General features: G+C 61.4%; 19 protein-coding genes. 6 read left to right on the top strand and 13 right to left on the bottom strand.

The window, feature by feature from the left end:
• Positions 1 to 6 precede the first annotated feature (6 nt).
• Both AC1MEE_RS12995 and AC1MEE_RS12990 read right to left on the bottom strand, forming a co-directional pair.
• Entirely contained in the window at positions 7 to 498 is a 492-nt protein-coding gene (locus AC1MEE_RS12995) for a MarR family winged helix-turn-helix transcriptional regulator (protein WP_480415730.1), read from the bottom strand.
• A 78-nt stretch (positions 499 to 576) separates the two neighbouring features.
• Positions 577 to 2,349, bottom strand: coding sequence for a sigma 54-interacting transcriptional regulator (locus AC1MEE_RS12990; protein WP_480415729.1), 1,773 nt, complete (start codon positions 2,347 to 2,349; stop codon positions 577 to 579).
• Positions 2,350 to 2,641: 292 nt separating this feature from the next.
• Here AC1MEE_RS12990 and AC1MEE_RS12985 point away from each other — a divergent pair, with 292 nt between their 5' ends.
• The 6 genes from AC1MEE_RS12985 to AC1MEE_RS12960 all read left to right on the top strand — a co-directional run bounded on the left by AC1MEE_RS12985 (position 2,642) and on the right by AC1MEE_RS12960 (position 11,865).
• On the top strand, positions 2,642 to 4,117 hold the full coding sequence (locus AC1MEE_RS12985; RefSeq protein WP_480415728.1) for a benzaldehyde dehydrogenase: 1,476 nt from the start codon (positions 2,642 to 2,644) through the stop codon (positions 4,115 to 4,117).
• A 67-nt stretch (positions 4,118 to 4,184) separates the two neighbouring features.
• Complete coding sequence (locus tag AC1MEE_RS12980; protein WP_480415727.1) at positions 4,185 to 4,952, top strand: coniferyl-alcohol dehydrogenase; 768 nt, start codon at positions 4,185 to 4,187, stop codon at positions 4,950 to 4,952.
• Between the two features lie 77 nt (positions 4,953 to 5,029).
• The gene (locus AC1MEE_RS12975) at positions 5,030 to 6,679 is read left to right on the top strand and encodes a DUF1302 domain-containing protein (RefSeq protein WP_480415726.1); all 1,650 of its coding nucleotides are present in this window, start codon (positions 5,030 to 5,032) and stop codon (positions 6,677 to 6,679) included.
• Between the two features lie 15 nt (positions 6,680 to 6,694).
• A complete protein-coding gene (locus AC1MEE_RS12970; RefSeq protein WP_480415725.1) occupies positions 6,695 to 8,056 on the top strand; it encodes a DUF1329 domain-containing protein in 1,362 nt (453 codons plus the stop codon).
• 70 nt (positions 8,057 to 8,126) lie between these two features.
• Positions 8,127 to 9,230 (top strand): WD40/YVTN/BNR-like repeat-containing protein, encoded by a 1,104-nt coding sequence (locus AC1MEE_RS12965; protein ID WP_480415724.1) that lies wholly within the window; start codon positions 8,127 to 8,129, stop codon positions 9,228 to 9,230.
• A 211-nt stretch (positions 9,231 to 9,441) separates the two neighbouring features.
• On the top strand, positions 9,442 to 11,865 hold the full coding sequence (locus AC1MEE_RS12960; RefSeq protein ID WP_480415723.1) for an efflux RND transporter permease subunit: 2,424 nt from the start codon (positions 9,442 to 9,444) through the stop codon (positions 11,863 to 11,865).
• Positions 11,866 to 11,982: 117 nt separating this feature from the next.
• Here AC1MEE_RS12960 and AC1MEE_RS12955 read toward each other — a convergent pair whose 3' ends face one another.
• The 11 genes from AC1MEE_RS12955 to hisD form a co-directional block, all read right to left on the bottom strand.
• On the bottom strand, positions 11,983 to 13,143 hold the full coding sequence (locus tag AC1MEE_RS12955) for an alpha/beta hydrolase family protein (RefSeq protein ID WP_480415722.1): 1,161 nt from the start codon (positions 13,141 to 13,143) through the stop codon (positions 11,983 to 11,985).
• 43 nt (positions 13,144 to 13,186) lie between these two features.
• Complete coding sequence (locus tag AC1MEE_RS12950; protein ID WP_480415721.1) at positions 13,187 to 14,164, bottom strand: VOC family protein; 978 nt, start codon at positions 14,162 to 14,164, stop codon at positions 13,187 to 13,189.
• A 223-nt stretch (positions 14,165 to 14,387) separates the two neighbouring features.
• The gene (locus tag AC1MEE_RS12945) at positions 14,388 to 15,131 is read right to left on the bottom strand and encodes an SDR family NAD(P)-dependent oxidoreductase (RefSeq protein WP_480415720.1); all 744 of its coding nucleotides are present in this window, start codon (positions 15,129 to 15,131) and stop codon (positions 14,388 to 14,390) included.
• A 46-nt stretch (positions 15,132 to 15,177) separates the two neighbouring features.
• Positions 15,178 to 16,416, bottom strand: coding sequence for an ISL3 family transposase (locus tag AC1MEE_RS12940; protein WP_480410596.1), 1,239 nt, complete (start codon positions 16,414 to 16,416; stop codon positions 15,178 to 15,180).
• 251 nt (positions 16,417 to 16,667) lie between these two features.
• The gene (locus AC1MEE_RS12935) at positions 16,668 to 18,110 is read right to left on the bottom strand and encodes a carbohydrate porin (RefSeq protein WP_480415719.1); all 1,443 of its coding nucleotides are present in this window, start codon (positions 18,108 to 18,110) and stop codon (positions 16,668 to 16,670) included.
• Positions 18,111 to 18,290: 180 nt separating this feature from the next.
• Positions 18,291 to 19,529 (bottom strand): MFS transporter, encoded by a 1,239-nt coding sequence (locus AC1MEE_RS12930; RefSeq protein WP_480415718.1) that lies wholly within the window; start codon positions 19,527 to 19,529, stop codon positions 18,291 to 18,293.
• A 55-nt stretch (positions 19,530 to 19,584) separates the two neighbouring features.
• Entirely contained in the window at positions 19,585 to 20,526 is a 942-nt protein-coding gene (locus tag AC1MEE_RS12925; protein ID WP_480415717.1) for an NAD-dependent epimerase/dehydratase family protein, read from the bottom strand.
• Between the two features lie 2 nt (positions 20,527 to 20,528).
• Positions 20,529 to 21,515, bottom strand: a complete 987-nt coding sequence (locus AC1MEE_RS12920; protein WP_480415716.1) for a fumarylacetoacetate hydrolase family protein — start codon at positions 21,513 to 21,515, stop codon at positions 20,529 to 20,531.
• Positions 21,512 to 21,967, bottom strand: coding sequence for a VOC family protein (locus AC1MEE_RS12915; RefSeq protein WP_480415715.1), 456 nt, complete (start codon positions 21,965 to 21,967; stop codon positions 21,512 to 21,514). The genes AC1MEE_RS12920 and AC1MEE_RS12915 overlap by 4 nt, the downstream gene beginning before the upstream one ends.
• 14 nt (positions 21,968 to 21,981) lie before the next feature.
• Positions 21,982 to 22,734: an SDR family NAD(P)-dependent oxidoreductase gene (locus AC1MEE_RS12910; protein WP_480415714.1), complete on the bottom strand. Its 753-nt coding sequence runs from the start codon at positions 22,732 to 22,734 to the stop codon at positions 21,982 to 21,984.
• 12 nt (positions 22,735 to 22,746) lie between these two features.
• Positions 22,747 to 24,030 carry a histidinol dehydrogenase gene (gene hisD, locus AC1MEE_RS12905; RefSeq protein WP_480415713.1) on the bottom strand — a complete coding sequence of 428 codons (1,284 nt, stop codon included), beginning with the start codon at positions 24,028 to 24,030 and terminating at the stop codon, positions 22,747 to 22,749.
• Positions 24,031 to 24,050: the final 20 nt, after the last annotated feature.

Genomic DNA, 24,050 nt, shown 5'->3' with positions numbered 1-24,050 from the left:
GTGGTTTCAATCAGCGCTTTCGCCGCGATAGACCTTATGCAGCAACCCCAGGAACTGTTGGCGTTCGACGTCACTCAGGGCAGAGGTGGCCGTCACGTCGCTTTGTGCCGCGATGTCCTTGAGTTGTTTGAGCAGGATTTCTCCGGCCTTGCTCAAGAAGATGCCGTAGGAGCGTTTGTCCGGCTTGCAACGAACCCGTACCGCCAGACCCCGAGCTTCCATTTTGTTCAGCAAGGCCACCACTTGCGGAGGCTCTATGGCGAGTGTGCGGGCCAGGTCGGTCTGCATCAATCCCGGCTCACTCTCAATGATCGCCAGCGCCGCGAACTGCGCTGGACGCAGGTCGAAGGGTTTCAGGTCTTCGATCAGTTGCTGGAATACTTTCAGTTGCGCACGGCGCAGGGCATAGCCGATCAGTGAATCCAGAGAGCCGTCCAGCGGGGCGCCTTCGTCAGGAGCGACAAGTGTTTGAGTGATGGCGCCAGGCTTTTTCGGCATGAGGCGGGAGTCCTTGAGCTTGATAGTTAACATTTGTAATGATTTTCGCACTATTCAGCGTGCACTGGCCAGCCTGAATCAGGCCGATGCCTGTCGGTACTTCTTCAGCCGGTAGGCAAACTGCGCACGGCTCAATCCCAGCAGTCGTGCAGCGGCGGCCAGATTGCCTTCGCTCTGTTGCAGCGCTTCGTCCATCAAGCGCGATTCCAGTCCTTCAATGGAGAAATCCTGTTCCAGGCGGCTCAAGGTTTCCAGCAACGCCGGGCGAGGCTGCGCACTGGAGGGAAGTTGGTCGATTGCCGCGAGGCTGCCGTTATCGTCCAGAGAGTACACCTCCTGTGGCAATGGCTCGTTGCGGAACAGGTGGACCAGGTCGATGGCTTGGCCGTCCTCGCTGGCGATCAGACCGCGCTCTACCAGGTTCTGCAGCTCACGTACATTGCCGGGGAAGTCGTAGCGCAGCAGCACCTTGAGCGCACGCATGGTCAGGCCGGCGGGCTTGCGCGCGTAATCCTGACAAAAGCGCCGCAGGAAGGCGTTGACCAGCAACGGGATATCGTCGCGTCGTTCGCGCAGCGGCGGCAGGGTGATGGGGTAGACGTTCAGGCGGTAGAACAGGTCCTCTCGAAAGTCTCCGGCCTCCACGGCTTTGCGCAGGTCGACATTGGTGGCCGCCACGACCCGTACATCAACCTGGATCGGCTGGCTGCCGCCGATGCGTTCGACCTCGCGCTCCTGTAGGGCACGCAGCAACTTGCTCTGGCCGGGCAGGCTGAGGCTGGCGATTTCATCAAGGAACAGGGTGCCGCCGTGGGCCCGTTCGAAGCGTCCGGGGCGCGAATGGGTCGCACCGGTATAAGCGCCGCGTTCGACGCCAAACAATTCCGCTTCGATCAGATTGTCCGGAATCGCGGCGCAGTTGAGGGCCACAAAGGGCTCCCGATGCCGGGGGCTGAACTGATGCAGCTGGCGGGCAAACAACTCCTTGCCTACTCCGGACTCGCCGCTGAACAGCACTGTGGCGGGCGTCGGTGCCACCCGCTGCAAGGCGAGGGTGGCCGCGTTGAACGCCGCGCTGGCACCGATAGGCTTTTGCCTGCCGGGCATTTCGCTGTCGTCACTGGGGGCGGCTGTCAGGGGTGGACGCTGATCAGGGACCACGCGGGACGGGGACGCGCTGAGATAACTCAGGTCCTGCTCGACATCACCCCATTGTTCGGCGGTCTTGCCGATCACCCGGCAGGTTTCGTGGCCCATGCCCCGGCATTCGGTTTCACGGAAGATCACCAGGCGCCCGAACAGCCCACTGACGTAGCCGATGGCATAGCCCAGCTCGGTCCAGCACACCGGGTCCTGGCCGATACCGTAGGCGGCGATATGTTCGTCAGCCTCGCAGGAGTGATGCCAAAGGAACTCGCCTTCATAGAAACCGGAGTCGGCGTCGAACTTGAAGTGTACGGGTTCGACCTTGGTCATGCCTTCGAGGGTGTGCAGGCGAGTGCCGGCCGAGAACACCGCCGCTGCATCGGCCTGAGGCCAACGCTCGCGGATCAGTCGCGCATCGCGTGCGCCGGACAGATAGCCGGTGCGGGTGAACAGACCGCGGGTTTGCTCCAGTCCCTGGCGGTCAATGATCTCCCGACGCAGTGCACCGAAGGAGGAGCTGTGCAGTAGCAGCATGCGCTGGTCGTTGAGCCAGATGCGTCCGTCGGCGGGGGAGAAGAACAGGCATTCGGTCAACTCGGCGAGGGTCGGTGAGTTGCCGTCGGCCAGTTGGGTGCTGTCGCCGCGTGGCGAGAAATGCTCCTCCATCACGGCGAGACCGGGAAACAGCAGGTGGGGATTATTCATTGTTATGCCCCTGAATGGATTGACTGATCGAAATGAGCAACTGGCAAAACAGTTATTAAACATAACCTTCTCATTTGAACAAGTGGCTTTGCATCGGCCGACCACTGCGGCCCTTGTCAAATTCCCGCTCGCTCTTCTTTAACCCGCAGGTCAGAGCCTTCGCCGCTTAAACAACGGAGGGTCGAGGCAAATCGGCACAGCCCTTGCTCTAGTGCTCCTGTGGCGCAGATGTCTTGCTTGATTGAGCAAGGCGGCGTCAGGCGATTACAAACACAAGAGCCGGGAGACCGAAATGTCGGTAAGTGAACCATCTGTTTTTCTGCGGGACGAGCTGTGGTGCGAACGCATCTTCAATGGCGACTGGGTACGTCCATTGGGCGGCACCAATAGCGTACGCGAGCCCGCCACCGGTGAGGTGCTGACAGTCACCGGTCTGGCCGATGCGGCGGATATCGCTTTCGCCAGCATGACCGCAGCTCGTGCCCAACCGGCTTGGGCGGCGTTGGGGCCGCGCGAACGCGCGGAGATCTTCCGCAAGGCCGCTGCACTGGCCCAGCAGCACTTTGCCGAACTGGCGCTGTACGTCGCCCGGGAAAGCGGCGGCAGCCTGTTCAAGGGTGAACATGAGGTGCGTGAGGCCGTCGTCTTGCTGCATCAGGCCGCAGGGCTGCTGTCGCAACCCCATGGTCTGGTATTGCCCAGCGAAGCAGGGCGCTTGTCCTATGCGCGTCGACTGCCCCATGGCGTGGTCGGTGTGATCTCGCCGTTCAACTTCCCCCTGGTCCTGTCCCTGCGTTCGGTGGCACCGGCGCTGGCCGCCGGCAATGCGGTGGTGCTCAAGCCCGATCCGCAGACACCGGTCAGCGGCGGTTTCATTATTGCCCGGTTGTTCGAAGCGGCCGGTCTGCCCAAGGGTCTGCTGCAGGTGTTGCCGGGTGCAGCGCAGGCGGGCGAGGCGCTGTGCCGCGACCCCCATGTGCGGATGATCACGTTCACCGGCTCTACCGCGGCAGGCCGCAAGGTCGCGGAGCTGGCTGGCCGCCATCTGAAGAAGGTGGCCCTGGAGCTGGGTGGCAAGAACTCGTTGATCGTTCTCGAAGACGCCGATCTTGAGCTGGCGGCCAGCAACGCCGCCTGGGGTGCCTGGCTGCATCAGGGACAGATCTGCATGGCCACCGGACGCATCCTGGCCCATGAATCGATCGCCCCGCAGTTGGCTACCAGGCTGGCCGAGAAAGCCAGCGCCCTGACCGTCGGCAATGCCGCTCGCGGCGAAGCGGTGCTTGGCCCGTTGATCAACGCACGGCAGTTGCTGCGTGTGCATGAAATCGTCAAGGACAGCATTGCCGCAGGGGCGCAGTTGGAGGCCGGCGGCTGGTACGAAGGGCTGTGTTACCTGCCCACCGTGCTGTCTGGAGTGCGTCCTGGCATGCGCGCGTTCGACGAGGAGATCTTCGGTCCGGTGGCCACGGTGGTGAGCTTCGCCAGCGACGAAGAGGCCATCGAACTGGCCAATCGTACCGAGTATGGCTTGTCCGCTGGGATCATCTCGCCTTCGGTCGGGCGCGCCATGGCGATTGGCGAACGGCTCAATTGCGGCCTGTTGCATATCAACGATCAGACGGTGGCCGACGAATGCGTCAATCCATTCGGTGGGCGCGGCTGTTCGGGAAATGCCGGCAGCGTCGGCGGCCCGGCTGACTGGGACGAGTACACCCAATGGCAATGGGTGACGGTCAAGGACACAGCGCCGCGCTATCCGTTCTGAAGGGCCAGGGCTGACAAGGGTTGTCGGCCAGCCTCCCGTGCGATCAACAATAATAAGAGGACACAACATGAAGCTCGACAACAAGATTCTGGTGGTGACCGGGGTCTCCTCTGGTATCGGCGCGGCCACTGCAAGCCTGCTGCGCTTGCACGGCGCCACGGTGATTGGCGTGGATCTCAATGCGCCGCACATGACGCTGGATGGTTTTGTTCAGGGCGATCTGAGCAGTGCCGAGAGCATTGACCGGGTTCTGCCGCAGTTACCGGCGCGGATCGACGGCCTGTGCAATATCGCCGGCGTACCGGGCACTGCAGCCCCGCAACTGCTGGCGCGGGTCAACTACCTGGGGTTGCGCCATCTGAGTACTGCGCTGCTGCCGCGGATCACTGCCGGCGGCAGCATCGTCAACATCGCCTCGATCCTCGGCGCCGAGTGGCCGCTACGCCTGGCGCTGCACAAGGAGCTGGCACGGGTCGAGGGCTTCACCGCCGCTGAAGCCTGGCTGGCCGAGCACCCGGTAGCGAGCGAGACCTGTTACCAGTATTTCAAGGAAGCCTTGATCGTCTGGAACTACCTGCAGGCCCAACCCTGGTTTCTCGAACACTCGGTGCGCATGAACAGTGTGGCGCCGGGCCCGGTGTTCACGCCAATCCTTGGCGACTTCGTGAGCATGCTCGGTGAAGCACGGACCCAGGCCGATGCCCATCGCATGAAGCGCCCTGGTTACGCCGATGAGGTGGCGGCGGTGATCGCTTTCCTCTGTGCGGACGAATCGCGCTGGATCAACGGCGTCAATCTGCCGGTCGATGGCGGATTGGCCTCTACCTACATCTGAGGCGCAAGCGGCATCGAAAGGTGAGCAGACCTCAGCGTCTGCCGCCATTCCAAGAATAAAAATAATCAGGAATCCCCATGGACAACATTAAACGTTGCGTTCATTTCAAGCACTGCGCCCTTTTTCTGGCGTTATGCAGCGCCGGTTCGATGGTCGAAAGGGCCGAGGCCATGCAGATGGACCTCGGTGATTCTGACTGGAAACTGCGTTGGGACAATACCTTCAAGTACAGCGAGGCCTGGCGTCTGCAAGGCCAGGACAGTCGCTTGGTCAACGCGCCGACCGCCAACGGCCTGTATCCCTCGATCCAGAGCCAGGGCGATAAAAACTTCAGCAGTGGGCTGGTATCCAACCGTTTGGACCTGTTTTCCGAAATGGACCTCAGCCGGAAAAACTACGGGCTGCGGGTGAGCGGCGCGGCCTGGTACGACGATGTCTACAACCAGGACACCGACAGCAGCGAGCAGCCGCATTTCCTCAGCGAGACGCAAAAGCTTCATGGTCGCGACGCCGAAATCCTCGACGCCTTTGTATTCCTGCGTGGCGATCTGGGTGAAGACTCGCAGGGTGTGGTACGCCTGGGGCGGCATAGCCTGATCTACGGTGAAAGCCTGTTTTACGGCGGTAACGGCATTGCCAATGCCCAGGGCCCGACCGATGTGGTCAAGCTGCTCAGCGTGCCGGGCACCCAGTTCAAGGAGATCTTGCGGCCGGTCAACCAGATCTCCGGGCAGTTGCAGATCAACCCGCAGTTGTCGGTGGGCGCCTACTACCAGTTCGAGTGGGAGCGTTCCAACCTGCCCGGTGCCGGCAGTTACCTGAGCGATGCCGATGCCATCGGTTACGGCAGCGGTTCGCTGCATGAGGTATTTGGCAATGACACGGTGAACGCTGGCGATCTGAAACCGAGAAACTCGGGGCAGGGCGGCATGCAGATTCGCTTCAAACCAACCGGGACCGAGCTGGAGCTGGGTTTCTACGCCGCGCAGTATCACGACAAAACCCCGATTGGCCTATACGCCTACCTCGACGGCCCGGCTGCCGCAGCCACCGGCTTGCCGATCCTGAGTTCCTATCGTCAGGTCTACGCCGAAGATATCAAGACCGCTGGCGTCAGCTTCTCCACCGCCTACGGCCCGTTCAACTTCGCCGGTGAAACCTCCGTGCGCTGGAATGCGCCGCTGGTGAGCAATCTGCAAGTGGTGACCCCGGGGATGGCCGCTGATGGTGGCGACAACTCGCTGTTTGCCCGGGGCAAGACCGCTCACGCCAACCTGTCGGCGATTTATCTGTTATCGCCGACGGCCTTCTGGGACGGCGGTTCGGCACTGGCCGAACTGGCCTGGAACCGAACCCTGAGCATCACCGAGAACGCCGCCGCGCTGGATTCGAACACCACTCGCGATGCCACGGCGTTGCGGGTGCTGGTGGAGCCGGCGTACTTCCAGATTATCGATGGGATCGACCTGACCGTGCCAATCGGCATGGGCGTGGTGCTCGACGGGCGCTCCTCGGCGGTCAACAAATCAGGGTTCGGTAATACCCATTCCGGCGACTGGAGTGTCGGGCTCAAGGCCACTTACTTGCAGCGCTGGGATGTCGGCTTGAACTACGTGAACTTCTTCGGCGCCCCGAAAGCCGGGCTGCGCGAGGACGGTAATTTCAGCTTCGGGCAATCGTTGGCTGACCGTGACTTCATCTCGCTCTACGTGAAAACCTCATTCTAATAAGGTGGATTCGCCATGCAGAACAAAGCTTTTCTGAACACGTGCGCCCTCACGCTGGCGCTGACCGGCATCACCCTGGCGCAGGCCTCGGTGCCGCCCGAACAGGCCGCACGCCTGAAGTCTGAACTGACGCCCCTTGGCGGCGAGCGCGCAGGTAACGCCGATGGCAGCATCCCGGCCTGGGACGGCGGTTACACCAAGGTCGTGCCCGGCTACAAGTCGGGCGATAAACGTCCCGATCCATTCGCCGGCGAGAAACCGCTGTACTCGATCAAGGCCTCGAATATGGAGCAGTACGCCAGCGAGCTGGCCGAAGGCACCAAGATCCTGTTGAAGAAATACCCGGACTATCGCCTGGACGTGTACCCGACCCATCGCTCGGCAGCGGCACCGCAATGGGTGTATGACAACACCTCGAAGAACGCCACCCGCGCCACCCTGGACGTGGCGACCGAGAAAGTCTCCGGCGCCTACGGCGGCATCCCGTTCCCGATCCCGGACAACGGCACGCAAGTGCTGTGGAACTACCGACTGTCCTGGCAGGGCGGTGACACCATCAGCTCGCCCTTCGACACCTGGCTGATGACCGCTGGCGGCAAGAAAGTCCAGGCGACCCGTGCCCAGTACACCTACCAGTTTCCCTACTACTTCGAAAACGGCAGCCTGGAAAATTATTCCGGCAAATATCTGACGGGCAAGCTGTTTACCGAGCTGCCGACGTCCAAGGCCGGCGAGGGCCTGATGACCCATTGGGACCTGGACCCGGCCAATCGTGCGGCCTGGCAGTACCTGGTCGGTCAGCGTCGCGTGCGCCGGGCGCCGAACATTGCTTACGACACCCCGGACTTCGTGACCTCCGGGGTCGGTCTGTTCGACGAGGCTTTCATGCTGTTCGGGCCGACCGATCGCTATGACCTCAAGCTGGTGGGCAAGAAGGAACTGATCGTGGCCTACAACAACAACCGTGCCGGTCTGGCCAAGAGCGACGAGTTGGTCAAACCGGGGTTCCTCAACCCCGATCTGGTGCGTTGGGAGAAGCACCGGGTCTGGGTCGTCGAAGCCATGCTCAAGTCCGGCAAGCGCCATGTGGTCCCGCGTCGGACCTACTACCTCGATGAGGACTCCTGGCAGATCCTGCTGGCCGACGGTTATGACGCCCAGGGCAAACTGGGTCGTGAGATGTATTCGCTGACGCTGCTGGCGCCGGACCTGCCGGCCCTCACTGCGCAGGTCATGTGGGGTAGCTACAACCTCGACACCGGCGCCTACTTCCTCAACTCGTCGAGCAACGATCTGGCGGTCCAGTACCAGAAGGTCGCCAAACCCTCGGCCTCTTACTTCACGCCGGATGCCATGGCCAACGAAAACATGCGTTGAACCTGGGCTGACCGTGGCGGACGCGAGTGTCCGTCGCGGTCGCCTGCGACTTTGCAAGTGGGATAAAAACATGAACGGTCAAAAACGCGTTGCGGGCTTCGGCCTGCGTCGGGGCGCCTTCGTCCTGGCATTCTGTTTGCTGGCCTGCGCGTTCAGCGCTACGCAGGCCAGTACGCTGGCGGTGCTGCAGCAGCCGGCACTGCCGACCGCCAAGGCCCGGGGCGCGGTATTGCTCGGCCTGACCCGGGCCGGCGAGCGTCTGGTGGCGGTCGGTGAGCGCGGCATCGTGCTGCTCTCGGATGATTCCGGGAAGCGCTGGCGCCAGGCCAGTGTGCCGGTCAGCGTCAGCCTGACGGCGGTGCAATTCGTCGACGCCGAGCAGGGCTGGGCGGTCGGTCATCTGGGCGTGGTGCTGCACAGCGAGGACGGTGGTGAAACCTGGCACAAGCAGTTCGACGGTGAGCGTGCCGCCGCGCTGGCGGTGCAGGCCGCCGAGCGCGATGCCCATCAGCCGGGCGGCGCAAGCAGACTGGAACAGGCACGCCATCTGGTGAGCGACGGACCTGACAAGCCGTTTCTCGACCTGTACTTCAGCGATCGTCGCCACGGCTACATTGTTGGCGCCTACAACCTGATCTATCGCACCGAGGACGGCGGACAAACCTGGCAGCCCTGGATGCAGCATCTGGACAATCCGCAGGGCCTGAACCTGTATGGCATCCGTGCGCTGGGCAATGACCTGGTGCTGACTGGTGAGCGCGGTTTGCTGTTGCGTTCGACCGATGCAGGGCAATCGTTCCAGGCACTGCAATCACCTTATGAAGGCAGCTTTTTCGGTCTGCTCGGCACCCGCAATGGCGCCTTGATTGCCTACGGCCTGCGCGGCAACGCCTGGTGGTCCGATGACCGTGGCGACAGTTGGCGACGCCTCGACACCGGCGTCGAGTCGACACTCGCGGCGGCCATCGAACTGGGTGACGGCAGCCTGTTGTTGGCCAGCCAGAACGGTGAACTGTTACTCAGCAATGACCAGGGTCATCACTTCGACAGCCACCAGAACCGCAGCGGTGCGACAGTCGCTGCCCTGCAGCAGGCAGCCGACGGCAGTCTGGCCAGCGTCGGTTTGAGTGGTGTCGCAGCGGGTCAGGACCTGCGGGCACAGAGCCAACCTTGAAATTTCACGGCCTATCGCAATCGCGCAGCAAACGCGGTCTCGATTCTGCCCGAAGGGCGTAGGAGCTGACTTGTCTGCGAAGACCATGCGGCGAGGTATGTCTGACACACCGCGCTAAATGGTCTTCGCAGGCAAGTCAGCTCCTACAGGTGATCGGCGTTAAATATATGATTATTTTTCAATGACTTACAGATTGTTTGAGGAGTCAGACTTGAAAGACGACAAAACCCAAACCGTGATCGGCCGCCTGGAGGACTTTGACCAGGCGTCGGGCAACGTCGCCGAGCGAGCGATCTTCAACCATCGCCCGCTGGTGATCCTGCTGTGTCTGCTGGTGACCCTGGCGCTCGGTTGGCAAGCCACGCGCATCGGGATCAATGCCAGCTATGAGAAAACCATCCCGACCGGGCATCCCTATGTCGCCAACTTCCTTGAGAATCGGAGCGAGTTGAGCGGTCTGGGCAACTCGCTACGGATCGCGGTGGAGGTCAAGGAGGGCAGCATCTTCACCAAGGGCTACCTCGACACCCTGGCCCGGCTCAACGACGAGCTCTACCTGCTGCCGGGTGTCGATCGGCCTTACATGAAGTCGTTATGGACGCCGACCACGCGCTGGACCGCAGTCACCGAGGAAGGTCTGGACGGCGGCACCGTAATCCCCGACACCTACGACGGTTCGGCAGCCAGCATCGAGCAGGTGCGGACCAACGTCGCGCGCTCCGGTGAGATCGGTCAACTGGTGGCCGGCAACCTCAAGTCCAGCGTGATCTTCGTGCCGCTGCTCGAAACCAATCCGCAGACCGGCAAAGCCTTGGACTACGGTGAATTTTCACGGCAACTGGAAGCGCTGCGGGACAAATACCAGACAGACGAACTGCGTATCCATATCACCGGCTTCACCAAGATCGTCGGTGATCTGATCGCGGGGCTGACCCAGGTTCTGCTGTTCTTCGTGGTGGCGGTGCTGGTGACCGTGGTGGTGCTCTATGGCTACACCCGCTGCGTGCGCAGCACCCTGGCGGTGGTGACCTGTTCGCTGGTGGCGGTGCTCTGGCAGCTCGGTCTGCTGGCGAGTCTGGGCTACGAGCTGGATCCTTACTCGGCGCTGGTGCCGTTTCTGGTGTTCGCCATCGGCATGAGCCATGGCGCGCAGAAAATGAACGGCATCATGCAGGATGTCGGTCGAGGCACCCATCGGGTGGTGGCCGCGCGTTATACCTTTCGCCGTCTGTTCGCCGCCGGGATGACTGCGCTGCTGTGTGATGCGGTGGGGTTCGCGGTGTTGCTGTTGATCAATATCCGGGTGATCCAGGACCTGGCGATCACTGCCAGCCTCGGCGTGGCGGTGCTGATCTTCACCAACCTGATCCTGCTGCCGATTCTGCTCAGTTATATCGGTGTCAGCCCGGCAGCGGCGCAACGCAGCCTGAGTTCGGAAACCGCTGAACTGCAAGCGCAGGTCAAGCATCCGTTGTGGCGTGTGCTCGACCTCTTCACCCAGCGGCGCTGGGCCATCGGCGCGATGCTCGCGGGCCTGTTGTTGGCGGCGTTCGGTTTTGCCGTGAGCCTGCACCTGAAAATCGGTGATCTCGACCCAGGTGCCCCGGAACTGCGAGCCGATTCGCGCTACAACCGCGACGCGGTGTTCATGACGGAAAACTACGCAGCCAGCTCGGATATTTTCGTGGTGATGGTCAAGACCCCGGAGGATCAGTGCACCCGCTATGCCAGCTTGTCCGCGGTGGACGAACTGGCCTGGCGGCTGGAGCAACTGCCGGGGGTGGAGTCGACCAACTCCATGGCGGCGCTGAGCAAAATCGCCACCGCCGGTTATAACGAAGGCAACTTCAAGTGGTATGAACTGATCCCCAATGACGGCGCGCTGGGCGCGGTGCAGACCCGCGCACCGCGAGACTTGTTCAACCAGGGCTGCTCGATGCTGTCGTTGTACGTCTACTTGGCCGATCACAAGGCCGACACCCTGAACCGGGTGGTGGAGGCCAGCGAGACGTTTATCGCGGCGCATCAGTTGCCGCAGGTCAAGTTCATGCTGGCGGCCGGTAGTGCCGGGATTGAAGCCGCGACCAATATCGTGGTGAAGAAGTCCATGCACGAGATGTTGTTCTGGGTCTACGGTGCGGTCAGCCTGTTATGCCTGGTGACCTTTCGTAGCTGGCGCGCGACGCTCTGCGCCATGCTGCCGCTGATGCTCACCTCGATTCTGTGCGAGGCGCTGATGGTCGGTCTGGGCATGGGGGTGAAAGTCGCCACGCTGCCGGTGATCGCACTCGGCGTAGGCATCGGCATCGACTACGCGCTGTATGTATTGAGCGTGATCCTGGCCCGGATGCGCGCGGGAGACACTCTGGCCCAAGCCTATTACCAAGCGCTGCTGTTCACCGGCAAGGTGGTGTTGCTGACCGGTATGACTCTGGCGGTCGCGGTGTCGACCTGGGCCTTCTCGCCGATCAAGTTCCAGGCCGACATGGGCATCCTCCTGGCCTTCATGTTCCTGGTGAACATGCTCGGTGCTTTGATCCTGCTACCGGCGTTGGCCTGGCTGCTGCTGCCGCAGAAGGTCTTCGCAAAAAAGCCTGAAGCGAGCGTGCTTGCGCAGTGGGTCAAGGAGAGCTGAAGGGCTCGGCAGTTGGATGCTGATAGCCTAGCGGCATTGCGGCGCGTGGTGGGCGCGCCGATCTTTAACCTTGAAATGAATCCGAGTGCGGCTCAGAGAGCCGCATCGTGATTCAGCTCACTGTGTCACACCACCCAGACGCTCAGCCACCCAATCGGCGATGAACGCACCGGCATTGGCGGTGTTATCCAGACTGCTGTGATGGATGCCGCCTTCGCGCGGGGTGAAGATCTTCAACTCGCGGTCCGGGCTGTTGGTCAATTGGTCGAATGACTGGTGCGCATACTCCAGCGGGATTTGCCGGTCAGCCTCGCCGTGGCTAACCAGGAACGGCACCTTGATGCGCTCCATCACGCCGTTGAGGTGGACGTTTTCAGCGATGCGCATGAACTCGTCCATATCGGTCGCGCCCCAGACCCAGCGTACGTGCTCCCAGTAGTGCGGCACCGGCCGTTCGCCTTCGCGGGCCATGCGGCGCTTCTGCATCTCGCCCCAATTGTGGTTTGCGCCCCAGACGACGCCGAGGGCAAAACGCGGTTCGAAAGCCACTGCCCGTGGGCAGTAATAGCCGCCGAGAGAGACACCCAAAAGACCAATGCGCTGCGGGTCGATCTCGCTGCGGGTCTGCAAGTAGTCGACGACCTTGCTCGCCCACTGCTCGGTTTCCGGCACCGCCGTCATGCCATGCAGGCGCAAGGCTTCGCCAGTGCCGGGCTGATCGATGAACAGACTGGAGATGCCGCGCTTGGCCAACAGGGCCGGAAACAAGCCCGCGCGATAGACCATCTCCTTGGTGCTATCCAGCCCGTTGATGATCACCAGGCAAGGCGCCGGACCTTGAGCGCCTTCGGCCGGGGTGTAGAGCCCGGCGATATGCGCACCGGCGTACGGGATCTCGAATCGTTGGCAGTGTTCGCGGGACAGCTCCACGCCTTGGGCGAAGGTCTTCAGGAACTTGTCATACAGCGCCTTGCGTGGCGCGTAGCCGTGCGCCTGCATCCGCTCGGCGGTGATGAAGTAGACGGCAGCGCGGTTGAGTTTATCCCCGGCGCTGAGCAGGCGACCTGCCGCCTGATCTTCATTGGCCAGTTCGACCAGGTTGTCGCCACCGGCTTCCCAGGATTTCAGGAAGGCTTCGGTGCCTGAGTCGTCACCCTGACGGGCGATGTCGGCCAGGGGGCGGCACATGGCTTCGATCTCGCCGATCTTGCCGCCCATCTCCAGGGCCGCGGCCACGGCCAGGCTCCAGACGTAATTGGTTTCGAAGTATTGGAACATGGTGCAATTTCCTCTTGTTCTGATGGCGCGGACTGCGATCGATTCAGGACCTGCGCATCGCCGGTTCAACGCCCTGGTAGAACGTGACATCCCAGGCGATATCGTCCTGCATGAAGGCCGGCGGGTTGCTCATCCAGGACGCGGTGCCAAAGCGAAATTCCCACTCGCGCGGTACCCAGTTGTCGTCCAGGTAATCGGTGTCGGCGCCGTACTCGGCCTCGCCACCGGTGGGGGAGTTGAAGTAGCAGAAGATCGCTGACGCGATGCGATGCCGACCAGTGCCCAGGAAGCCGTGATTCCAGCCACGCTTGGTCATGTAGTTGGAGCCGATCATGACTTCGTCGAAATCCTCCACGCCGAAACAGGTGTGGTGGAAGCGCGGGATACCGCCGGCGCCTGGCGCCTGATTGTTGAGCAGGAAAGTATTGTGGTGCTCATTGGCACCGTCGGCGCGCAGGTAGGTGCCGACACCTTTCTGGTGATCGGAAAGGCGAAAATTCAACCGATCGCGGAAGAACACGAAGGTCTTCCAGTAATCGTCAACGGCGAACACCGCATGGTTGATGGTCTTGGGCCGGGCCCGGGTGCGCCACTTGCGATGCTGGTTGAGCCGATTGACGTTACCCGAGGAGTTGATCGGGTCGGTGGCGTACACCACCTTCTTGCGAGTGAATACGCGCAGGGCCAGGGCCATGCCGCAATCAGACAGAAAGTGCCAGGCACCATCGTCGCCGAGGCGGACTTCACGGTCCGTCGACAGGTCTGCGATCAGGCGCTCCAGGCTGGCCTGGTTGTCCACGCCCCAGATGGTCTCCTTGACCCCGAAGCCCTGATAGGCGGATTCGGGGATCGAAGGGTGGTCGATGCCGCGCAGGATCACGGTCGAGCCTTCATCCAGACGGTAGAGGGTTTCGTTTTCGCTGGCGCTCAGGCGCGGCAGGCCGAAGTCGTCGAAAAATTGCGTGGCTTTCTGCACATCTTCCACGCCGTACAGCAGTGTATCGATACCAATGATTGCCATGTCAGAACTCCCCGCCCAAGGCAGGCAGCCGGGCGCCAACGTTGATGTTGTTGTTATGCATGATGCTTCTCTCCAGCCATACCACTGCGCGATCGCTGCGCAGAACAGCGTCAGATTAGAAATGTCCGGCGGTCCGGACCAATCGTTTGTAGGCATGCGATCTATCCAGCCGCTGGATACCTCTGGCGCGCTGGCTGTGGGTGGGTAAATGGATACGGCGGATTCAGAACAGAAAGCCGCCATCGACATTGAATACCTGACCGGTCATGTAGCCGGACGCCTGCGAAGCGAGGAAGGCCAGAATTCCGCAGAGATCTTCTGGTTCGCCATTGCGCTTGATCAGCTGGCTGTCGCGGACCTTTTCGAACAGCTCTGCTGGCAAGGCCTGCGCACTCCCGACATGGCGAATCAGGCCGGGTGAAATGGCGTTGGCGGTGATGCCGTGATCGCCCAGTTCAGCGGCCAGTGCACGGGTCAGGCCGATCACCCCCATCTTGGCGGCGATGTAGGCCATGAAGCCTTTCTGCGGGCGGCCGGTATTGCTCGACGCCAGGTTGATGATGCGTCCCCAACCGCGTTCACGCATGCCCGGCACGAAGGCCTGGCTCAGCAGGAACGGTGCGTCGAGGTTGACGGCCTGGGTGTCGCTCCATTCCAGCAAGGTGGTTTCGTCCAGGCCCTTGAGCGGGATGTACGCGGCATTGTTCACTAGCACGTCGCAGCGGCCGAAATGCTCCAGGACTTGCGCGGTCAGGTGCTTGATCTGCTCCGGCATGCGCAAGTCGCAGAGAAAGGCTTGCGCTTCGCCGCCTTCGGCCTCGATCGCTTTGACCACATGCGCAGCATCGACACAGTCGACCACCGCGACGCGGAACCCTTCGCGAGCCAGGCGTTGGGCAAAGGCGTGGCCAAGGCCGCCGGCGGCACCGGTGATCAGCGCGACCGGACGTTGCTGTTGTTCTGTCATGTTGATACTCCTATCAAACAAGGGGCTTCACCGGATCAAGTGGGTGTTATGAGTTTTGGAGACGTTCCGGGTATAAATCCAAACCACCAAAATGAAAGTAAATGGCATTGCGAAAACGCTCCCGATTTCGAAACCCGCAAGAGCGTTGCTTGAGCCGTTGAATGCGTGCGTTCATGCTTTCTGCATGGCCGTTATGCAGGTTCAACACGATGGCGTTGACGATGCCCCACAGTCGTCGCTTGATCGTTTTGGCGACTTTCCACATCGGTGGCAGCCCACTGTTCAAGGCCCATTCCAGCCAGTGGTTCCACTGTTGTTCGACCTCATCCCGATCCTTACCTCGCCACAACTGCATGGCCAGATCCTTGATCGCCCAAGCTTTGGCTGTACGCAACGAACCCTCTCGCAACGACTCGAAGGTTGCCTGTTGCCGCTCGGTCATGTTTTCGGCCCGCTTAAGCCAGACGTATTTCGTGTTCTTGAGCACCGTGGAGCCTGCCTTTAGCAACTCGCGGTTCTCCATATGACGCACCCTGTCCAGCGCCTCACTCAACAGCTTGGCCACATGGAACTTGTCGAACGCTATTTTGTGCATGGCATCCGGAATATGACGCTGGGTCGCGCTGATAAAGGCGGGCCACATATCCATCGAAACGCCCGTAATAGCTTGCTTCTGGTCGCTATTGAGCTTCGTATAAAACGCTTCCAGGCTCTGGGTGAGATTGCCGTCTTCCACATGCAAGACCTGACCCGTTGCGGGGTCGGTCACCACGGTGACGTACTCGCGACGCTTTTGAAACGAAGTCTCGTCCACACATATCTGGGTCGGTGATAACGGTTTTCGACGCGCCAATCCGCGTCTGACGGCGCGAGCCATGATCCGGTCAATGCTGCCCCAGCTTGTCTGGAGTTGACGCGAGACCGCCTGAATACTGGCTTCCTGGATCCAGTTGATCACCAATGCTTCAAACATCAAGGTGAAACCTGAACCAGCGTCTGCCCACGGGACCTCGACAGTCACCACGCCATGCTCGGCGCAATGAACTCTGGGCACCTCAGCCTCTAGAATGGTCACGAACTGACACGTATCAAGATGCCGCCAACGACGTTTGCGTTTGTCATAACGCGAAGCGTGCAGGCCACATTGCGGACAGGTGAACGCAGCAGCATCAGATACTCCAACGCCGACAACGACTTGCCCCAACGCACGGTCAAGGTTAACTGCGACCACTTTCCACGGAGCCTGGAGCCCAAGAATTTGGGCATATAAATCAATATCTCTCATGGGGAGGAGAATAGATTACCCACTCAAAACGGTGAAGCCCCTCAAACAACCTGTAAATCGTTGAAAAATAAATATAAATTTTAAGTCAGGCACCGATCGACTGTAGGAGCTGACTTGTCTGCGATCGGCTGCGAAGCAGTCGCAACTAGGCTGGACACGATATCGCTGGAAGGTCCTTCGGCCCTTATCGCAGACAAGTCAGCTCCTACGCCCTCCGGGCAGAATCGCGACCCAGTCGGCCGCGCTGGACATCAATGATGGGGATTCAAACCGAGCATTTCGTCGAACTGCACATGCAGCACCAGCCCGGTGGCATAGCCGTCGCGCGGGTTGGTGCCGGTGTAGGGGTTGAGCCAGCTGCTGGCGCCCCAGGTGCGCAGGACGAAGGGGCTGATGACGATGCTGTCGGTCAGCACGAAGTTGGCATCCAGACTGGCCCCGAACTCGTTGCGGCCTGGCCGGTAATCACCACCACCAGAAGCCGCATGGGCCTCTTCGAGAAAACGCTGCTCGCGGCTGGTCAGTTGCGCCCAGTTGAGGTTGACCGAATAGCTGTCGAAAGGTCGGCTGCGCCATGGCGCAGACAGAATCACCCCGGCGTTGGCCTGGGTGCCGACGCCGTTGGTCACGTCCTCGTCCAGGGTGTGAGTCACGCTGGCGTAGGCCGACAGTGCAGTCGGGGTGGGATCCTTTGACTGGCCGCCGTCCTGACGCCAGAAGGTTTTCTTCGCGCCCATATAGAATCCGCTCACGCCTTTGCTGGTGGCGGCTGCTGCGCTGGGGTCGGTGACCCTGGAGGTACCGTTGACGGTGAAGAAGGGGTCGGTCTGTTCGCCAGTGTTGTGGAAACCGAGAATTTCATAGGTCTGCGGATAGGCTTCCATGCGGTAATCAGTGCGGTAGGCCAGGTTGGCCAGGTACACCGTGCTCAGGGTGCCCGGGCTGTCGCCCACGGTCCGCTCCCAGCCGTTGGTGAACGGGTAGGCGTTATTGCTGCGCCAGGCGCCGACCTGAGCGCGCAAGGCCGGGCTCAGGTCATAACCAATGCGCGCACCCCAGTTGGCGTAGGGCGGCGGGTTGATCCCGGCACTGTCCTGCAGAATGGCGTTGACGCAACCCAGCGGCATGTTGCATAGCGGCAAGGCGAAATAGTTGCCGGCGTTGCTTTTGCCAAACTCGACGGCCAGCTTGTCATCCAGCAGTTTCTGTTCATAAGTGAACAACGTCAGGTGATTGACCTTGGGGATATAAGGCCCCGGCTTGCCGGCGATGACATCACCGACCTGGCCGCCGTACACAAGATTATGGGTGTAAGGCACATACAGCTCTTCGAAATGCAGCGTGCCTCCCGGGATGCCGACCAGCTTGTCGAGGTTGAAATCCGCGCCCAGGGCGAACAGCGTCAGGGCTTCGTAGTTGCCGGTGTCGAGGCCGACACTGGGGTTGTGCAGATAGATCTCGGTCATCGACAAATGCGGGCTGATGCCATGCTCGTTGAGCCATTCGCCCTGTTTCTCCATCAGCTTGCCGGAGGAGGGCGGTACATTCGGTTCGACGTTCAAGACCCGTGGGCCGATTTTTTCATTGGGGGTTTCGACCCCGGATGCTGCCAGCGAATCGTCCTGCGCTGCGCTGGCATTCAGGGACGTCAGCAAGGTCATCACGGCACAGCCTGCTATCGCTCTTTTTTTCATGGTCCACTCTTCTATTTTTATTTTTGAGGATGAATTTGTCCGCCCCTCGCATGTCGGTGCGAAGGGAAAAGCATTGCCAGATGTCTAGCGGGTCAGTTCAAGAAGTGCAGCATTGACCGATGCCACTGCCGATGCCGGTGACCAACGCCACCGTGTCGGCCAGACGTTGTCCCTTGCTCATCAAGCGTCCTCCAGGTTGGACGCCATCAAGCGCGTGTTCCTGGTCGCCCGGCATTTCACCAGGCTGGCGGCCATCGCCAGTACCGCCACTGGCAGCAACAGCCAGCCGGCCCAGCCGATGGTGGTGATCAGGCTACCGCTGAGCTTGTTGGTGGCGACCACCAGAATCGGGCTGAAGAACATCCCCAGGCAGTAGCTGCCGTACCACATGCCGGTTCCCAGACCTCGGCGCTGCCAAGGCAGTTCGCGCATGTTCCAGATCACCAGCGTCGGCAACATTAGGCCGCAACCCAGGCCGTTGATCAGGGCAATGCCCATGATGCCTTGCCAGCTATGCGCGGTGGGGATCAGCAGGAAGCTGGCGGCTATCAGGCCGAAGGCCAGGGTCAGGCAGTGCGGTGTACGCAAGCCCAGGCGAGTCAACATATGCACGCTCAGTGTGCCGATCACGATCATCGCGCTACAGGCCGACGCGACAATCCCGGCGGTCTGTGGCGAGTGCTCGCCGACGGCACCGAGCAGGTAGGCCATCTGGATCTGTAGCACCATGAAGGCCACGGCGCCGATGAAGGTGACGATGCAGATCCCGAGCAACAGCAGGGGGCGGAAGGTCACCAACTGTGGGGTCTGACTTTCCTGTTCGGCCATCTGCGCGGTCTTCGGTTCCCACAACAGCATCTTGCTGAACACCGCCAGCAGCAGTGGCACGGCGTAGACCACGTAGGGCATGCGCCAGCCAATTTCACCGAGGGCACCGCCGATCATGAAGAACAGGATGGCCGATGACGAAGCGAAGGTGGTTTGCAGCGCCAGGTATTTCTGCCGTTGCTGGCCACTGTAGTAATCGCCGATCAGCATGGTACTGATGGTCACCACCACCGACTCGACACAACCCAAGGCAATCCGGCTGACGATGATCGCGTAGAGCGAGTCGAGCATCATCGGCATCAGGCCGAAGATTCCGTAGCCGACGATCGAGGCCACCAGCAGACGCTTGCGTCCGTAACGATCGGCGAGCATCCCGACCAGTGGACTGAGCAGGGCCACCAGCAGACCGGGAATAGTCAGCGACACCGGAATCAGGAACTCGACGTTGGGCACATCGGCGAAGTGCGCCTGCATTTGCGGCAGGCTCGGTGCTACGACGATCGCCGCCATCGGCGACAGGCAGTTGATGATCAGCAACAGATAAGTGGCTATCGTTGCCTTGGACTGGGTGGTACTGATGGGAGCGTTCATGGCCTCTCCTGATTGTTTTTATTAGGGGGTGTTGCGCACGCAAATCGGGCCTGGATCAGCCGTTCAACGTCCTGTTGATCAATTGCTCGATATCTCCGTCATGTTTGAAACCCAGCGCCTCGGCGGCCGGAGACATCAACGGCGGGTAGGCGCCGAAGGTTGCTTCCAGGCCGGCATCCGGCTGATAACTGACCAGCGCCCGACGCTCTTCACCGAAGCGCTGGCAGAGACCGCTGATGACCTGTTCCATGGTCAGGCGCAACACTGGCAGAGCGAATGAGCGTCGAGCCTGCAGGGCCGAAGCCGGCAGGCGGGCGGCATGCAGCAGGTTGTCGACACAACGCGCTACCGACATCCACCAGGCAACCGCTTTCGCAGAAACCGGGCACTCGAAGCGCTCGCCCTTGGCCAGTTTCCAGAACACATCGCTCATGAATGCCGAGAGCAGACCTGACGGTTGTGGCGGACGGGCGACGATGCCGGGCAGGCGCAGGCTTATACCATCGATCCAGCCGCGGCGGCTGAAGTCTTCAAGCAGAATCTCACCGATCAGTTTCTGTGCGGCGTACGTGAGTTTCGGCTGCAGCGGCGTGCTGTCATCGACCTGTGCTGGCAGCGGCGAACCATACACGGCGATGGTGCTGGCGAATACCACACGTGCCGGTTGCGCCTGGACCTTGAGCCCTTCGAACAGGGTCTGGGTCGCATCGAGATTGACCTGGCGGCTCAGCGGATAATTACGCTCGGCCATCCCACCGGGAATGCTTGCCAGATGGAAGAGCACATCGACCGGCGTTTCCAGCGCGTCGGCCAACAGTGTGGGGTCGGCGATGCTGCCGCTCAGGCAATGCACGCGCGGGTCGTTCAGCGAATTCGGAAAGTCCAGGTCGAGCAGACTCAGCCGGGTCCAGCCCGGCAGGGCCTGTGTATCGTCGAGCAGTCGGCGGACTAGCGCAGCGCCGACAAACCCATTGGCTCCGGTAATCAGGACATGCATGGTCACGCCTCCAGAGCAGGTACGAAACGATGATCGATGGCGCCAAACAGGCTTTGCCCATCGAAGCCGAACATTTCAAAACGCAAACGATCGCCGAAGCTCAGGAACGGCGTCTTCGCTTCGCCTTGTTCAAGCACCTCAATCGCCCGCCGCTCAGCGAGGCAGGCGGAGCCGACCTCGTGGTAGTTGCGGTTGGAGAAGGTGCCAGAGCCAAGCACGGTGCCGGCTCGCAGATTGCGGGTGCGCGCCAGGTGCATGATCAGTTCGGGAAAGCTGAAATCCATTTCCGAGCCATTCGGCTCGCCAAACAGCTGACCATTGCATTCGACCCGCATCGGCAAGTTCACCCGGCCGCTGTGCCAGGCCTCGCCAAGCTCGTCCGGGGTAATCGCCACTGGTGCGAAAACGGTACTGGGTTTGGCCCGCAGCGGACCGAAACCGATGCTGACCTCTTTGAACAAATGGGCGCGCAGGCTGACGTCATTGAGCAGCATCAACAGCTTTATATGGTGATTGGCAGCGGCCGGTTGAACGCCCATTGGCACATCATCGAGCACCACGGCGACTTCGCCCTCGAAATCGATCTGGTGTTCTTCACCCGGTACGGGATAGTCATCGCAGGCGCCGAGGAAATCATCGCCCGAACCCTGGTAGATGATAGGGACGCCGGCATCCTTTTTTATGTCCAGATTGTACGCACGCTCCATCAGGCTGCCGTGGTTGAGAAACGACGAGGCGTCGGCCCACTGGTAGGCGCGTGGCAACGGCGCCATGGCCTCGCGTGGCTCGAAGGCGAAGACTTGGGTCGCTTTGCCGGCATTGAGTGCGTGATACAGCGCTTGCAGCAAGGGTTCGCAACGCTGCCAGTCATCCAGTGCGTCTTGCATTGTGGCCGCGACGCCGCTGGCCAGCAGGGCGTGACACAGATCGCGGGATACCACCGCCAGACGACCGTCGCGGCTGCCATCTTTCAATGTGGCCAGTTTCATGGCTGTTCTCCTTGGGTCGACCACAGGGCCGGGTATTGAATGAGTTCCAGCAGGTTGCCGCTGTTGTCGCGCAGAAAGCCCATGGGCGTGCCGTCGATGACGTTCTCGAAAACGATGTCGGCGCCTTTTTCGCGCAGTTCGGCGAACGCCGCCGGCGCATCTTGCACGGCGAAGCACAGGTGCTTGTGGCCGTGGGTGAGCAGGTCCAGGTGTGGCTCGCGGCGATCGTCGGGCAGTGGCTGGGCATGTTCGAGTTCAAACAGTTCGATGCGGTAGTCGCCGCTGCGAATGAACGCGATGTGGGCCGGGATCTGCTCGATGAAGGCGCGGCTTTCCAGCTCGAAGCCGAGCATCTGTACGTACCAGGCAATCGCCTGGTCCAGGTTCGGGACGCTGATCCCGCCGTGGTGCGGCTTGATCGGGAAACCGCTGCAGGAAGTTGCTGCGTGCATGACAGTCATCCTTTTCAGTTCAGCGGGCGACCACCATCCACAGGGATGATGGTGCCGGTGGTGAAGGTCAGGTGGGTGGCCAGGGCCACTACCGCGGCGGCGACTTCCTCGGGCAAGGCCAGCCGTCCCAGCGGCGTGCGTGCCGCCTGTTCGTCACGCCAGGCGCTGTCCAGCCCGAGCACGAACTCGGTGTCGGCCAGGCCCGGTGCGACCGAGACCACCCGAATCTGTGGGGCCAGGGCGCGGGCCAGGGACTGGGTCAGGTTGTCCAGCGCGGCTTTGGAGGCGCAGTAGGCGATGTTGCTGCCCATGGCGGTGCGCGCGGCAATCGAACTGATGTTGACCACCAGACCGTCACCGCTGGCTGCCAGCAGCGGAGCCAGGGCCCGGACACAGGCAATCGGGCCGCGCACGTTGGTCGCCAGGATTGAATCGATCAAGGCGTCGTCCAGCCCCTGCAGATCGGCGTGCGCGACATAGCGCGTGGTACCGGCACAGTTGACGAGGATGTCGCAGCGACCGTAACGGTTTTGCACTTCATCGACCAGTGCGCCCAGCGCAGCGCTGTCGGTGACCACCGCAGGCCAGGCCAGATGCCCGAGCGACGTCTGTGGCAGTTCGGCGAGCAAACGTTCGGCAGCGTCGCCGTTGCGGTTGTAACCGGCGACCACGCTGGCCCCGGCCTGCGCCAGCGCCTTGCAGATCACACGGCCCAGGCCACCGGTTGCACCGGTGACCACGGCCACCTTACCTTCAAGAGTTTTCATTGTGGCTCCGGCTCAGACGCTTTTCTTCAGGCGGCGCACGCGGATGTCCGCCTGCTCCTTGTGACCGGAAAAGTGCTCGAGGGCACACAGCCGCGAGCAGACTTCGCCAATCGCCACGCTCGCTTCATCGGTCAGCACGCGTTGGTAGGTGTGGGTCTTGATGAACTTGCCGACCCACAGACCACCGGTGTAACGCCCTGCGCCCATGGTCGGCAGGGTGTGGTTAGTGCCGATCACCTTGTCGCCGTAAGAGACGTTGGTGCGGTGGCCGAGGAACAGCCCGCCATAGTTGGTCATGCGCTTTAGGAACCAGTCGGGGTCGCGGGTCATGACCTGAACGTGCTCGGAGCAGATGCGCTCGGATTCGGCGAGCATTTCTTCGTCGCTGTCACAGAGGATGATTTCGCCATAGTCGCGCCAGGCCACGCTGGCGACCGGTGCGGTGTCGAGGCGAGCCAGAACTTTTTCGATGGCCGCCGGCAGTTCTTCGGCAATGCGAGCGCTGGTGGTCACGCAGAAAGCCGGGGAGGTCGGTCCATGCTCTGCCTGACCGAGCAGGTCGACGGCAACCAGTTCGGCGTCGACGCTGTCGTCGCAGATCACCATGGTTTCGGTCGGACCGGCGAACAGGTCGATACCCACGCGGCCATAGAGTTGACGCTTGGCTTCGGCAACGTAGGCGTTGCCCGGGCCGACGATCATGTCGACCGGCGCGATGTTTTCGGTTCCCAGGGCCATGGCGGCAACACCTTGCACACCGCCCATCACGTAGATTTCATCGGCGCCGGCCAGGGCCATGGCAGCGATGATTTCCGCTGACGGCTTACCATCGAACGGCGGCGCGCAGGCGATCACCCGTTTGACCCCGGCGACCTTGGCGGTCAGCACGCTCATGTGTGCCGAGGCCAGCAGCGGATACTTGCCGCCGGGGATATAGCAACCGACCGAGTTGACCGGGATGTTTTTGTGGCCGAGGACCACACCGGGCAGGGTTTCCACTTCGACATCGCGCAGCGACAGCAACTGGATCTGGGCGAAGCGGCGAATCTGCGCCTGAGCGAATTTGATGTCTTCGATGGCCTGGTCGGACAGGCTGTCGATGCAGGCCTGAATCTGTTCCTGGCTCAAGCGCAGTGACGGCGGATTCCAGCGGTCGAACTTTTCCGAATACTCACGCACGGCGGCTTCGCCACGTTGCTCGATGTCGGCGATGATTTGCTCGACGGTGCTGCGAACCTGCGCATTGAGTTCGGCCTTGGCCTCAGCCGGTTTGCCTTTTTTCAGATGACGAATCATGCGGTGCTCCTGTGACGAAT

The organism is Pseudomonas sp. ASL3, assembly GCF_056680425.1.
Note: the sequence above shows the minus strand (reverse complement) of the source record. Positions and strands in the feature narration are given on the sequence as shown.